This window comes from Paenibacillus mangrovi, from assembly GCF_022898935.1.
Classification (GTDB): Bacteria; Bacillota; Bacilli; order Paenibacillales; family Paenibacillaceae; genus Paenibacillus_AQ; species Paenibacillus_AQ mangrovi.
Map to the genome: position 1 here is coordinate 25969 of NZ_JALIRP010000003.1, position 14076 is coordinate 40044.

At 51.2% G+C, this 14076-nt stretch carries 12 protein-coding genes; 6 read left to right on the top strand and 6 right to left on the bottom strand.

The annotated features are described in order from the left end of the window. Positions 1-68 precede the first annotated feature (68 nt). The gene (locus tag MUG84_RS08325; RefSeq protein ID WP_244723522.1) at positions 69-1163 is read right to left on the bottom strand and encodes a D-alanine--D-alanine ligase; all 1095 of its coding nucleotides are present in this window, start codon (positions 1161-1163) and stop codon (positions 69-71) included. Positions 1164-1233: 70 nt separating this feature from the next. After that, positions 1234-2253, bottom strand: a complete 1020-nt coding sequence (locus tag MUG84_RS08330) for an amidase domain-containing protein (RefSeq protein ID WP_244723524.1) — start codon at positions 2251-2253, stop codon at positions 1234-1236. Between the two features lie 453 nt (positions 2254-2706). Here MUG84_RS08330 and acnA point away from each other — a divergent pair, with 453 nt between their 5' ends. The 5 genes from acnA to MUG84_RS08355 all read left to right on the top strand — a co-directional run bounded on the left by acnA (position 2707) and on the right by MUG84_RS08355 (position 9831). Further along, the gene (gene acnA / locus MUG84_RS08335) at positions 2707-5421 is read left to right on the top strand and encodes an aconitate hydratase AcnA (protein ID WP_244723526.1); all 2715 of its coding nucleotides are present in this window, start codon (positions 2707-2709) and stop codon (positions 5419-5421) included. A 467-nt stretch (positions 5422-5888) separates the two neighbouring features. Further along, positions 5889-6287, top strand: coding sequence for a GntR family transcriptional regulator (locus MUG84_RS08340; RefSeq protein ID WP_244723530.1), 399 nt, complete (start codon positions 5889-5891; stop codon positions 6285-6287). Next, positions 6287-7384, top strand: coding sequence for a DUF1648 domain-containing protein (locus MUG84_RS08345; protein ID WP_244723533.1), 1098 nt, complete (start codon positions 6287-6289; stop codon positions 7382-7384). Before MUG84_RS08340 ends, MUG84_RS08345 begins: the two co-directional genes overlap by 1 nt. Positions 7385-7468: 84 nt before the next feature. Continuing rightward, positions 7469-7753 carry an alpha/beta hydrolase gene (locus MUG84_RS08350; RefSeq protein WP_244723536.1) on the top strand — a complete coding sequence of 95 codons (285 nt, stop codon included), beginning with the start codon at positions 7469-7471 and terminating at the stop codon, positions 7751-7753. An 83-nt stretch (positions 7754-7836) separates the two neighbouring features. Continuing rightward, positions 7837-9831 (top strand): alpha/beta hydrolase family protein, encoded by a 1995-nt coding sequence (locus MUG84_RS08355; RefSeq protein WP_244723539.1) that lies wholly within the window; start codon positions 7837-7839, stop codon positions 9829-9831. Between the two features lie 55 nt (positions 9832-9886). Here MUG84_RS08355 and MUG84_RS08360 read toward each other — a convergent pair whose 3' ends face one another. Further along, complete coding sequence (locus MUG84_RS08360; RefSeq protein WP_244723542.1) at positions 9887-10627, bottom strand: IclR family transcriptional regulator; 741 nt, start codon at positions 10625-10627, stop codon at positions 9887-9889. A 323-nt stretch (positions 10628-10950) separates the two neighbouring features. Here MUG84_RS08360 and MUG84_RS08365 point away from each other — a divergent pair, with 323 nt between their 5' ends. After that, positions 10951-11952, top strand: a complete 1002-nt coding sequence (locus tag MUG84_RS08365) for an alpha/beta hydrolase (RefSeq protein WP_244724897.1) — start codon at positions 10951-10953, stop codon at positions 11950-11952. A gap of 70 nt (positions 11953-12022) precedes the next feature. Here the strand turns inward: MUG84_RS08365 and folE are convergent, their stop codons facing one another. From folE to MUG84_RS08380, 3 genes are all read right to left on the bottom strand, one after another. Then, complete coding sequence (gene folE, locus MUG84_RS08370; RefSeq protein WP_244723545.1) at positions 12023-12616, bottom strand: GTP cyclohydrolase I FolE; 594 nt, start codon at positions 12614-12616, stop codon at positions 12023-12025. Positions 12617-12674: 58 nt separating this feature from the next. Beyond that, the gene (locus tag MUG84_RS08375) at positions 12675-12911 is read right to left on the bottom strand and encodes a YneF family protein (RefSeq protein WP_244723548.1); all 237 of its coding nucleotides are present in this window, start codon (positions 12909-12911) and stop codon (positions 12675-12677) included. 93 nt (positions 12912-13004) lie between these two features. Next, complete coding sequence (locus tag MUG84_RS08380) at positions 13005-14039, bottom strand: HD-GYP domain-containing protein (protein ID WP_244723551.1); 1035 nt, start codon at positions 14037-14039, stop codon at positions 13005-13007. Between the last annotated feature and the right edge of the window lie 37 nt (positions 14040-14076).

Consider the following 14076-nt stretch of genomic DNA (forward strand, 5'->3'; position numbering starts at 1 on the left):
AAGGCGCCCGGGCCTCTTGCTGCACCGGCCGGACACCTTACTGGCAATGCTTAATTTAAAAAACGTTGTTACAGCTCGTTGTTATAGTTGAGTCCCTGCTTACTCTCGTAACGCTCCATAGCAAGCTCAATCATCCGGTCGAGCAGTGCCCGGTAACTCAGGCCCGTCTCTCTCCACAACAGCGGATACATGCTGTACGGCGTAAAGCCCGGCATCGTATTGACCTCGTTAATCAAAATCGCGCCGTCAGACTTGCGGAGGAAAAAGTCGGCTCGCGTGATGCCGCTGCCTTCAATCGCCTGAAATGCGATCAGAGCCGCTTCACGCAAACGGTCGGCTACTTCCGAATCCAGCGCGGCTGGAATCACCATCTCCGACTGGCCGTCGGTGTATTTGGCTGCGTAGTCATAATAATCTGCGGAGGATACAATCTCGCCGGGTACCGAAGCCATCGGTTCCTGGTTGCCAAGAACGGCGACCTCCACTTCACGTGCATCGACGAACTCCTCAACAATAACCTTCACATCGTAGCGGAATGCCAGTTCAACTGCATGTTCCAGCTCCTCACGGTTTCTGGCCTTGGAAATCCCTACGCTTGATCCAAGATTGGCCGGTTTGACAAAACATGGGTAGCCCAGATCGTCCTCTACGCCCATGATTAGATTAAAGCTGCTTTGTTCCCATTGAGACTTGGTGAAGTAGCGGAAACAGCATTGTGGAAGTCCTGCCTGCGCGAACAGCTTTTTCATCACGACCTTATCCATTCCGGCTGCCGATGCCAGCACTCCTGCGCCTACATACGGTATGTTTGCCATTTCGAACAGGCCCTGAATGGTTCCGTCCTCGCCAAAGGTTCCGTGAAGAAGCGGGAACATTAGATCTACCGCAGCTTCCCCGCCGTACAAACGGCTAAAGATGGCGCTGAGCGCTCCTTCGGTTCCTTCACTGTCATGCTCCAGCTTCAGCATCTCCACCTTGTCGAGAGGCGCAGAAAGCGTGCCGCCCTTTCTCCATTCCCCCTGCTTCGTGATGTAGAACGGAATCAGCTCATATTTATCGTAATCAAAGGCGTTCATAACCGCAAAAGCCGTTTGCAGCGACACCTCGTGCTCACCTGATTTGCCGCCGTATACAAGCCCTACGATTGTTTTGTTGTTCCCCATGCCTAACCTCTCTCTTTTCCACTGTATTGCAGGCTGCTCCTGCTGTCGTACTCATTAACATTATAACGCTCTAGAAGTAGTCCGGGATATGCAAAAAACGGTATACGGTATTTTCGTTCCATGCATAGGAATCCTTATAATCCCAGTAACGGTGTTTGCTGCTGACTGTGTGCGCATTCACCAGCGGCTGCCCACCGGCATCGAAAGCGGTCACAATCGTCGAATGCTGGAAGGAACCGTTTCCGTCCCAGTCATAAAAAATAACATCGCCCAGCATGAGCTGCTCCGGACGCTCCACAATTTCACCTCGCAGCCCCCAGGTACCTGCTGTGAGGTATCTTGCCAGTGAGTTGGATACAGCCCAACTGTAGCTCCACCATTCCTTGCCACTTACATATCCTTTGTACCACCAGCCCGCTTCTCTTTTACCAGTATAGTTGATTGGCGCATCCCCTGCAAAGAGACATTGAGAGACATAACTGGTGCAATCCACATCGAATTTAGAAAACTCAGGATTATAGGAATTCCACCATTTATCAGCATATGCCGCCGCTTCCTCGCGCCGGTAACGGACAGTCTTGCGACCAATGCCGCCACCTTGGAGAATATAGGTATTCAGATACGGTTGTGGACTGCTGTTCGGTTGCTGAAAGGTATAATCCTGAGTTGCGTCCGGTGCGTTCGTACCCGCTGCCATCGGATGCTTTTCTGGCGTAAGATGCTCCACGGATACAATTACCCAGTCATCCCCGTCGTGAATGAGCGTCAGGCGTTCCCGCTGGACTATTTCCTCCATATGGTTCACTCCGCCTTTTTCATAAAAAAGCTGCACATAGAGCTGCACATCAATAACCGCCTGATCCGGCGTATCCTGGATCGTCCTAAGCAGCTTGGCCCTCGTTTCGCTGCGCAGCGGCCGGGCTCCCCGTTCTGCATACCACTCTGAAAGACGGGAGGAACGCTCTGCCCTCGCCATCAGGTAGGCCGGATCGGTGACCACCTGCTGCACATGCTGCGATCTGTAGTCGATTTGATGCTGGTTATATTGATTCACATAGGTGTAGAGTGTCTGTTTCCATTCCTTCTCCATCCGCTCTATTCCCCTCTCATTTCCGTTACTTGCGGCCGTTATAAGCCTGAAGAATGCCAGACTTCCACATGGAACGGCCTCTTACTTATACATATATGAAAATAAACGAGCCGCTATGAGCCGCAGTTGATTTTAGGTTTTATACAGAAGCTGCCAGGAAAGAATATATGGAGCGGTCTTGTGAGGCACGAATCATAGGCGTTATAACGATTTGGGGCGCTAGCAGCATTCATTTCGAGGCCTAAAAATCCACCCTTTCGTTCATATAAATAGACGCAAAAAACACTTTACTCCCCGGCTTGTAAACGGTATACTAAAAACAAACCTCACTATTTTGAAATTACGTTTCATCTAGTGAAACAAGGAACGGCAAAGTGATTGCCCTATCGCTCATCACACAAGCCATCCCATTTTAAAATGTTCATTAGACCACATTCTTAAGGAGGTATATGTATGACAGCAAAGGATCAGTTCAACACAGCCCGCAGTTTGGAAGTCGGCGGCAAAAGCTACCGTTACCACAGCCTGCAGGCCCTCGAAGAACAGGGAATCGGCAGTATTTCCAAGCTCCCGTTCTCCATTAAAGTGCTTCTGGAGGCCGCTGTCCGCCAGTTCGACGGACGCGCCATTACCGAGGAGCATGTCAACCAGCTGGCAAAATGGAATGAAGGATTAGGCAGCGACAAAGAAGTTCCTTTCATCCCTGCCCGTATTGTACTTCAAGACTTCACCGGCGTACCGGTTGTCGTCGATCTTGCAGCTATGCGCGACACCGTAAAAAAAGCAGGCGGAGATCCGAAGAAGATCAATCCGCTCGTACCGGTCGACCTCGTTATTGACCACTCCGTTATGGTCGACGCGTTCGGAACGCCCGAAGCGCTGAACTATAACATGGAAGTCGAATTCGAACGCAACGAGGAGCGTTACCGCTTCCTTCGCTGGGCACAAACTGCATTCAACAATTTCCGTGCGGTTCCTCCAGCTACGGGTATCGTTCACCAGGTTAACCTGGAGTATCTCGCTTCCGTAGCAGCAACCAAAACCATCGACGGCGAGACGGTTGTATATCCGGACTCTCTGGTAGGTACGGACTCTCATACCACGATGATCAACGGTCTCGGCGTTGTCGGCTGGGGCGTTGGCGGTATCGAGGCGGAAGCCGGCATGCTCGGACAGCCGCTGTACTTCGTCACTCCTGACGTTGTCGGCTTCAAGCTGACTGGCAGCCTGAAAGAAGGCGCTACGGCAACAGACCTCGCCCTGACTGTTACGCAAATACTGCGTAAAAAAGGCGTTGTCGGCAAATTCGTTGAGTTCTTCGGCCCTGGCCTTGCTAGCATCAGCCTGGCAGACCGCGCTACCGTGGCTAACATGGCTCCTGAATACGGCGCGACAGTCGGCTTCTTCCCAGTTGACAGCGAGACGCTGGCTTACCTGCGCAGCACAGGCCGCTCCGACGAGCAAGTTGAGCTGGTTGAAGCCTACTATAAAGCTCAAAACATGTTCCGCACAGCCGATACAGAAGATCCTGAGTTCACGGACGTGATTGAACTTGATCTGGCTACCGTCGTACCAAGCCTTGCTGGACCTAAACGTCCGCAGGACCGTATCGAGCTGACCAACATGAAACAATCCTTCAACGATATCATCCGCACACCGATCGAAAAAGGTGGATACGGCCTCAGCGATGAGAAAATTGAAGAGAAAGTAACCGTGAAGCATAAAGACGGATCCACCGAAGAAATGGGAGCCGGCGCAGTCGTGATCGCCGCGATCACAAGCTGTACCAACACTTCCAACCCTAGCGTTATGCTGGGCGCTGGCATTCTGGCGAAAAAAGCGGTTGAACGCGGCCTGACCAAACCAGGCTACGTGAAGAGCAGCTTGACTCCAGGCTCCCTTGTGGTAACCGATTACCTGAAAAAAGCAGGCCTGCTGGAATCTCTTGAAGCCCTCGGCTTCTACGTTGCTGGCTACGGCTGTGCGACATGTATCGGTAACTCCGGTCCGCTTCCGGATGAAGTGAGCCAAGCGATTGCCGACAACGACATGACGGTAGCTGCCGTTCTGTCCGGTAACCGTAACTTTGAAGGTCGTGTCCATGCACAGGTTAAAGCCAACTACCTGGCTTCGCCTCCACTCGTGGTTGCGTACGCGTTGGCAGGAACTGTAAACATCGATCTGCAAAACGATCCGATCGGCTACGACCAACAGAACCAGCCTGTATATCTGAAAGATATCTGGCCAACAAACGAAGAAATCAAAGAAGCGATCAGCATGTCCCTTAACGCGGAAATGTTCCGTGAGAAATACGCGAACGTATTTACCGCTAACGAGCGCTGGAACGCTATTCCGGTTCCGGAAGGCGAGCTGTATGAGTGGGATGAAAAATCCACTTACATCCAAAACCCTCCGTTCTTTGAGAACTTGGGTACCGAGCTTAACGACATCAAAGATATCAAAGATTCTAACGTGCTTGCCCTTCTGGGAGATTCCGTCACTACTGACCATATCTCTCCTGCAGGCAACATCTCGCCAACCAGCCCTGCAGGTCTCTACCTGAAAGAGCATGGCGTAGAGCGCAAAGACTTCAACTCCTACGGCTCCCGCCGCGGTAACCATGAAGTCATGATGCGCGGCACATTCGCGAACATCCGGATCCGCAACCAGGTTGCTCCTGGTACGGAAGGCGGCGTAACGACTTACCTGCCTACGGATGAAGTCATGTCCATTTACGATGCTTCCATGAAGTATCAAAGCGGCGACCGCAACCTCGTCGTGATCGCAGGCAAGGAATACGGCACAGGAAGCTCTCGTGACTGGGCTGCCAAAGGTACCTTCCTCCTGGGTGTCAAAGCGGTTATCGCTGAGAGCTTCGAACGGATCCATCGCAGCAACCTGGTGGGCATGGGGGTTCTTCCGCTGCAATTCCAGGACGGCAATAGCTGGAAGAGCCTCGGTCTGACAGGCAAAGAAACGTTCGATATCGTAGGACTTAGCAATGACGTGAAGCCAGGTCAAACCCTGACCGTTACAGCGACCCGCGAAGACGGCACGAAGTTCGAATTCCCTGTGACTGCCCGTCTGGACAGTATGGTGGACGTGGACTACTACCATAACGGCGGTATTCTGCAAACCGTGCTTCGTCAAATGATCGCTAATCAATAATTCAGATTTCCCTTATATCTTCATAAAAGGCGTCCTAAAGCCATATTAAACGGCTTTAGGACGCCTTTTTTTGCTGCCTGTCTATCGGAGTCCGATATGATCAAACCGGTTGCCGATCCGTTCACGCATTTGATGCAGTATCCCTTGTCTCCACTAAAACCCAAAATTCCATTTAACGTTCGAAAGAGGCGCGTAAACAGAATAAGAGCCGGGTATGAAAAGCATGTTCTCGCATACATAAGTCTTAGGAAGACAAAATTAAGGACCTGATAAACTCGCTTATCCCTCCTTATGCGTGGCCTCCCCTTCCACCATAAGATCTTTCGCAAAAGAGCGGCTGCTTAGGCAGTCGCTCTTTTTAACGTGACTGCTTGTCTACACTATTTACATTTCATTGTTCCATCTGTTATATTTGTAGTATAACAGATGATTTTTTTGAATCTAATGCTGAAAGAAGGGATCTTTATATGATCATCCGTCTGGATATGCAGTCGGACCTTCCCATTTACGCGCAGCTGATGAACCAGATTATCGAAGGCATTGCCAGCGGAAGCCTCAAGCCCGGGGAGGATTTGCCTTCGGTACGGAGTTTGGCTTCGGATATCGGCGTCAACCTGCATACGATTAATAAAGCCTACACGCTGCTGAAACAGGAAGGTTTCATCCAGATCCACCGCCAAAAGGGTGTCGTAGTCAATCCTGATGGCATGCCGGGAATTACTCCGGAGTATGAACAAAAGCAGGCTGAACAGCTCCGGCCGATGATCGCCGAGGCGATTTGCCGCAGCATGGATAAAGAGCGCCTGCTCCAAATCGTTGAATCGTTATATGAGGACATTTCGCACAGTGAAAAGGAGAATGCCTAATGTTTTGGATATCGGCTTTAATAATGGTTGCCATGTTCATCCCTATCTCGATCATGCTGACTGCCATGCCTTTTCTCACCAGAGAAACCGTTAGCTTCGGTGTATCCGTAAGCGAGGAGATGTACTACAGCCCACAGCTCCGCCAGATGCGCAGACGGTATGCCTGGATCAGCGGAAGCTTGTATACCCTGCTGCTTCTGGCATGCCTATTCCTACTGCTGGGCACGGGTGAAAAGAGCCAACCCTATGTTCTAACTTTTTATATTTCGGTGGTATGCATCTGCTCTGCTGTCATCAACCTGATGTTTTACCTGAAGATGAAGAAGGCTAAAGCCGCCTTTCCGCAAGCGTCGATGCAAAGCGGCAGGATTGCAGTAGACACCAAGTTCCGCAGCCGAAAAATGACGATTTCAAACAAATGGTTTTTGCTTCATATTGGCGTAATGCTCGTCAGTACAGTGCTTGCGGTGGTATATTACGATTCTTTCCCGTCTTCGCTCGCCATGAAATTCGATTGGCAGGGTAATGTCATCCGCTCCGTGCCCAAGTCCCTCCGGACAGTACTGGGTCTGAATCTGATGCAGCTGGTCATGATTGCGCTCTTTATGTTTATCAACTGGACGATTCTCAAAAGCAAACAGCAGATCAATCCGGATCACCCCGAGCAATCGGCGGCGCAGAATGCAGTCTTCCGTCTCAGATGGTCCATGTTCAACGCAGTATCCGGGATGATCATGGTGCTCCTGTTTTCGTTGATCCAGCTGAATATGAGATATGAGGTTCAGGGAAGTATCCTGATGATTGTCAGCCTTTTGATGCCATCCCTGATCGTCATTATGGCTTTGGTTATCTCGCTTACCACCGGTCAAGGCGGACGCCGCATCGGCCGTCCTGCACTGGGCACGGGTACAACCGCCATCAATGACGACCGCTATTGGAAGCTGGGCTTAATCTATTTCAATCCCAGCGACCCGGCGATGTTTATCGAGAAACGGATGGGGATCGGCTGGACCATTAACTTCGCCAGACCTGCCGCTTGGTTGATCATTGTGGGGATTTTGGTGATTGTGACTGCCGCAGGCTTTATCGTGAGTTAACCGGCGCATTCACGGCCTATATCAATAGTTACACCATATACAGTTTTACCGGCATCAGACATCTCGGATCTTTCATCAGTCAGAATGAATCCAACTCACAGTAATACCCGGTTGGTGCTCATTTTGCAGCATACGCCGAGGCTGATTCTTCAAGGCGAAAACGACTGGCAGGTTACCATGCAGCAGTTTAACCAATGGAAAAGCGCACTGAAGGACCGCCGTGACGTAGAATTCAAGTCTTATCCGAAAATGACCCATCTGCTTACGGACTACGACCGCCTCTCTATTGGAGCAGAATACAACCAGCCGTCGAATGTTTCTTCTGAGCTCATTTCCGATATGGCAACTTGGATTCAGAAGCAGCATTAGGGATAGATTTCCATTTCAATCTCTGGGATAATGAACACAAGCCATAAGCTAGTGTTCATTTTCTTTATGGGAGGTCTTTATCGATGAGTGAAAAACGTGTGATGACAGCTGGTGACCTGTACCGCATGCAATGGGTCAGTGATCCTGCAGTCTCTCCTGAAAACGGTGCGACTGTGTACATACTGAAGTCGGTCAATAGTAAGCATGACGGCTACGTGACCCAAACCCGCATGATTCATCCGGATGGAAACGGAGACGTTCCATTTACCGCAGGTGAACAGGACGGTGCTCCGCAGTGGTCTCCTGATGGTTCCCAGCTGGCCTTCCTCCGCAAAAAAGGCGATGCCCGCCAAGTATGGCTGATACCGGCCCATGGGGGCGAAGCGCAGGCCTTGACCGAGCTCAAGCATGGCGTAAGCGCATTCAAATGGTCGCCTGACGGCTTGGCGCTTCTCCTTAAGGCGGAGGCTCCAGATGCTGAAGAGACGTCCGAGGCCAAGGGCAAGGATGAAATCAACCTGCCCGAGGAAAAAATCGTGGACCGTATACGTTATAAGGCAGACGGCGTCGGCCTGATGAACAACCGCAGAACTCATTTATTCGTTTTTGATATCGCTAACAAAAGCAATGAACAAATCACTGCTGGGGCTTTTGATGTCGGCGCGTTCGGATGGTCTCCAGATGGAGCTCAAATCGCCTATACCACAGAGCTCCCTACGGAAGAAATAACGGACGCCGATCTCAGATCTACCAATGATCTGTTTGTAACAGACCGGAAAGGCAGTACAGCACGCCAGCTGACGGACGGCAAGATCAGCATCGGACATGTCAGCTACACACCTGATGGCAAGCACATTTTGATGCTCGCCAATGATATGTCCTGCGGATATGCAACGCTGACCCGCATTTACCTCATCCCTGCGGATGGCGGAGAATACCGTGCACTGTATGCGGATCTGGATATTCAGCTTGGCCATAGCGCCGTCAGCGATATGCGCGCCGGTGCCGGTTCGCCTCCGGTATACAGCCCGGACCAACAATCCGTATATATCCAGGTCAGCCAAAATGGCCGTGTGGAAGTCGCCCGCTTCGCTCTCGACGGCTCGGACTTTGAAGTCATGGCCGGCGGGGACCGCGAGATTTACCAGTTTGCCCTTGCGCCAGATGGCCATCTCATCATCGCGGCTGCCGATCCATTGCATCCGGGAGATCTGGTCCGGCTGAATCCGGCCAGCGGCCAGGAAACCCGCTTGACCAACTGCAATGCCAGTCTCTGGAGCGAGCTTCTGCTCAGTGAGCCGGAAGAATTCTGGTTCACGACCGGGGACCGCTGGCCGATGCAGGGCTGGATCATGAAGCCGATCGGCTTCAAGGAGGGCACGAAGGTGCCAGCGGTGCTCGAAATCCATGGTGGACCGCAGGCCATGTACGGCCATACGTTCATGCATGAATTCCAACTGTTAGCCGCTGCCGGCTTTGCGGTCTTCTACACGAATCCGCGCGGCGGACACGGCTACGGCCAGGTACATGTGAACACGGTTCGCGGCGATTATGGCGGACGGGATTATCAGGATTTGATGGAATTCACGGATTATGTCCTGAATACGTACGATTACGTGGACGGCTCCCGCCTCGGCGTAACCGGAGGAAGCTATGGCGGCTTTATGACCAACTGGATCATCGGCCATACGGACCGTTTCCAGGCAGCAGTCACCCTGCGCTCCATCTCGAACTGGCTGTCGTTCTACGGCGTCAGCGATATCGGCTATCACTTTACCGAGGATCAAATCTGGGACAATCCCTGGGATGATGTAGAGAAGCTGTGGAAGCATTCTCCGCTGGCCTATGTGAAGAACGTGAATACGCCACTCCTCGTACTCCACGGCGAGCAGGACATGCGTTGTCCGATTGAGCAGGGCGAGCAGATGTTTGTTGCCTTGAAGCGCCTCGGCAAGAAAACGCAGTTGATCCGGTTCCCTGGCGCGGATCATAACCTGTCCCGAAGCGGCAACCCTCACCTGCGCACCAGACGTCTCAGCCATATCGTGCGCTGGTTTGAAGAGAATATTGAGAGATAAAGCACCACAAACAAAGCCCGCTAAACCGTACCTCACGGCTTAGCGGGCTTTTCACTCATATCATCAGGCCCATTTCATGGGCAGCCTCCATAAGCACTGGAGCAAATTCATGCAGCGTCTCGGTTGTAATCCGGCCAACCGGCCCGGACACGGACAAAGCTGCAGCCACCACTCCTTTGCGGTTCACGATCGGCACAGCGACCGCTGCCGCCCCTGGCTCGCGCTCCTCAAAGCTCGTCGCGTATCCCCGCTCCCGGATCTCTTCCAGCATGCGAAGATATCCATCCTTGTCCGGCATGTCCGGCCATTCGGGATCCTGAAACAGCTCGCGCTGGCCTTCCGGCGAAGCAAAGGCGACCAGCACCTTGCTGGACGCGCCTACATAGAGAGGAAGCCGCGCTCCGACCTGAGCTACCCTTCGGATGGCCTGATCGCTCTGCACCGCTTGAATCCGCAAACGGTCCTTGCCGTCCCGCAAATACAGGCTCACAGTCTCCCCAAGGCGGTCACGCAGACGTTCCATGGCCGGAAGAAATAATACGGCAGGATCATCGCTTTTGGACAGATGTGTAGACAGCTCCCAGACTTTAAGTCCCAAGCGGTATTTCTCCGTTGCCGCATCCCGGACCACAAAGCCCTTCTCCTCGAGCGTCGTCATCAGGCGATGTACTGTGCTTTTGTGCAGATGGATCTGCCCTGCGATTTCAGTCAATCCAAGCTCACTGCTCTTGGTAAAACACATCAATATATCAAGTGCGCGCTCCACGGCGCGTACGGTCAATTTGCGGTCTTCCATTCATGCTCCCGCCCCTCTTAATGTTTCACCAAATGAAACATGGTTACAATAATTATAAGAAATTCAGCTCTTAAAGTCTACTTTTTCGCAAAATTCGATTCCGGCTTATTGAACGAGGGCTCAGGCTCTCTATTACATTTCAATAACAAATAGGCCAGGCAGATTGACTTTAGGCGTCCTACGGCATAGGATATAGAGTAAAATTTTATCTATTTCCGTTTCATTGCCTAAAAGCTAAACTATAATTAGTAATCTTCTAAAGGAGGGCAAGCACGAACATGACAGCACGAAATGACGTCCAAGTTACTCGCCCCCTGACCGAAATGCCTATACCGCTGACTTCGCGGCGTATACGCGTTAAGCATATTTTAGTAGCTTTGCTGTTATCCGTTTTGTTCTTCTTTATTTTCTGTTTCATCGCCCTGCATGCACTGATCGCCTGGGTACTATCTTATCCGCCGGTAGCGCCGCTGTATTCCAATCCGATGCAGGCCAAGCAAATGCCTTATGAAAACATCACTTTTCCGGCACTAGACGGAAGCCAGACGCTTCATGGTTGGTACATTCCCGCGACCGGATCGAATAAAACGATTGTCTTTAGCCATGGATACGGAGCCAACCGGGAGGAAACCTGGATTCCCATGTATGATTTGGCCCATTACGCTCACCGGATGAATTATAACGTGGTTATGTTCGATTACGGCTTCGCGAACCAGAACAGTAAGGCTGTTGCCACGGGCGGCAAGGCGGAGTCGCAGCAGCTGCTTGGAGCGATTGAGCTGGCCAAACAGCGAGGCGCCAAACAGATCGTGGTATGGGGCTTCTCCATGGGAGCAGGCACAGCCCTTCAGGCGGGACTGCAGACCAAAGACGTCGATGCCATGATTCTGGACAGCACCTTTCTGCTGGAGCCGGATACGCTGTACCATAATGTCAAAAACGTGATTGATCTGCCGAAGCATCCGTCGCTCGAAATATTGGAGCTGCTCTTCCCTGTGGTGAACGGAACCAGACTGCACCAAATTCCGTATCAGCAGGTAAAACAGGAAGATTATCCATTTCCGATCTTTTTTATACACGGCACAGAGGATGAGAAGGCACCATACCCTATTGCAGAGCAATTGGCCGCGAACCAGACCAATCCCTACTCCGATGTATGGATTGTCAAAGGCAGCCACCACGAGCTTATTTTCCGTGAGCATCCACGCGAGTATTTGCGCCGCGTGTCCACCTTTTTGAACAATGTAAACCTCGCCGAACAAAAAGACGTCGATCATGCATCCATGACGAAAAGCAAACCGAAAGCATCCGGAGCGACAGGCTAGTGATACGTATAAAAAGAGGCATCACCGAAAGGTTATTCCAACCTTCCGTGATGCCTCTTTTTCAGTTCGATCAGTCTTTAATTAAAGACAGAAATTCAGCTCTGGACGCAGGATCGTCCCGGAAAATGCCGCGCACGCCCGATGTTACCGTCTTGCTGCCCGGCTTTTTCACGCCGCGGGAGCACATACACAGGTGCTCGCCTTCCACTACGACCATCACACCATGCGGCTGCAGAACGTCGACCATAATGTCGGCGATTTGCGACGTAATACGCTCTTGAACCTGCAGACGACGGGTCACTGCTTCAACTAGGCGGGCCAGCTTGCTGAGCCCGGCGATTTTGCCGCTTGGAATGTAGCCGATATGGACCTTGCCGAAAAACGGCGCCATATGATGCTCGCACTGGCTGTAATAAACGATATCCTTAACGATCACCAGCTCTTCATGATTCTCGTCAAAGGTAACGCCCAGCACATCCCTTGGGTCCACCTCGTATCCTGCAAAAATTTCCTCATACATTCGTGTGACACGCGCAGGGGTATCAAGCAGTCCCTCCCGCTGTGGATCCTCACCGATCAATTTTAAAATCTGCTCTATATGATGCTCAATTTGCTCACGATTTTTCTGAACCTCGGTATTTGCGTAATCTTTAACGCCAGCCACGGCACGTCCTCCTCTCGTGACTTACTGATTTTCTATCTGTAAATCTACAATATTCCTCTTACTTGCGTTTGCCTCCGCCTTTTTTGCTCGTCAACTGCGGATTGTTTTTCATCATTTGCTGAGCTTTCTGCATTTGACGGTTGTTCAGATTATACCCCATCTGTTTGGCCATCTTTTGTAGCATTTGTGGATCACTTTGCATTTTTTCCATTTGCTTGCGCAAATAAAACACGCCGATAAAAAATCCGCCGACCAAGCCGACAATCAGCGTAATCACAGGAATGACATATTGCATTTTCCGCCCACCTCATATTTATAGATCAATACTTGCGTGCTTTGCAACACGAACTTATCATAGCATGTCCCCGTGTGGCTAGCAAATGGATTTCTACGATAAAACCGCCTCGATAAAGACCGTGGTTTCCTGCGCCAGATCCAGCTCCTTAACGTCGAAATTGCTGGCTTCGCCGCGCACGATCCGCACCACCGGACGGCCCGGCAGACCACGGTGCTGGCGTACAACAACTCCCGTTTCCTTAGTGGACAGCCGCACTGCTGCACCGCTCGGATAAATCGAGATCATCCGGTTAAATTGGATCAACACCTCGTAATCAAGCTGCTTCTCCGACATGGCCATCATTTCCTCGCAGGCTTCATGAGGCAGTAGTTTTTTGGCAGCCGGAAGCAGCGGATGAATCAGCCGGTCATACGTATCAGCAGCCGATACGATTTTGGCGTACAGATGAATCTCATCGCCTGCTAGGCCGCGCGGAAGCCCAAAGCCATCGACACGTTCATGGTGCTGCAGAGCCACGTGGGCAATCAGAAGACTGAATTCTCTTCTATTCTTCAGCTTCTCGAACCCTCTCCACGTATGATGGGATTTGAGGCCTGGAACGATCTCATCCTCTTCGCTCATTCCGCTTTTCCCGATATCATGCATTAAGGCACCCGTGGCCAATTCCTTCAGCTGCTGATAATTCAGCCCCATATTAATGCCCATGACAGAAGACAGAATGCACACATTCATTGCGTGAATATATTGGCTGTTATCGTTCGTGCGTATATCGGTCAACTGGATCAGCATTTCCTTGTTGCCCATCACATCTTCCAAAAGGCTCTCTACACTGCTTCCAATTAGATGCGTGTTCCAATCCTTCCCGGAACGCACCGCCTCAAAAGCATTGCTCATCTCCTGAATGATACTCTGCTTGGTTGCTTCGCTGAGCATATCATCTGTATCTACATCTTCAAATAGCGGATCTTGAACATATAACATTGTGACGCCAATCCGGTTTAAGGTGCTGATCATGTACACCGTCAGCTGGACTCCTGCAGACAAGAGTACCGTACCATTACCGGAATAAATGGTTTTGCCTAAAAATTGCCCGGACTCCACATTGTCAATGCTTATATATCTCATGAATCTTCCCCCGATTTTCAGCGGCAGCCGCCAAAAA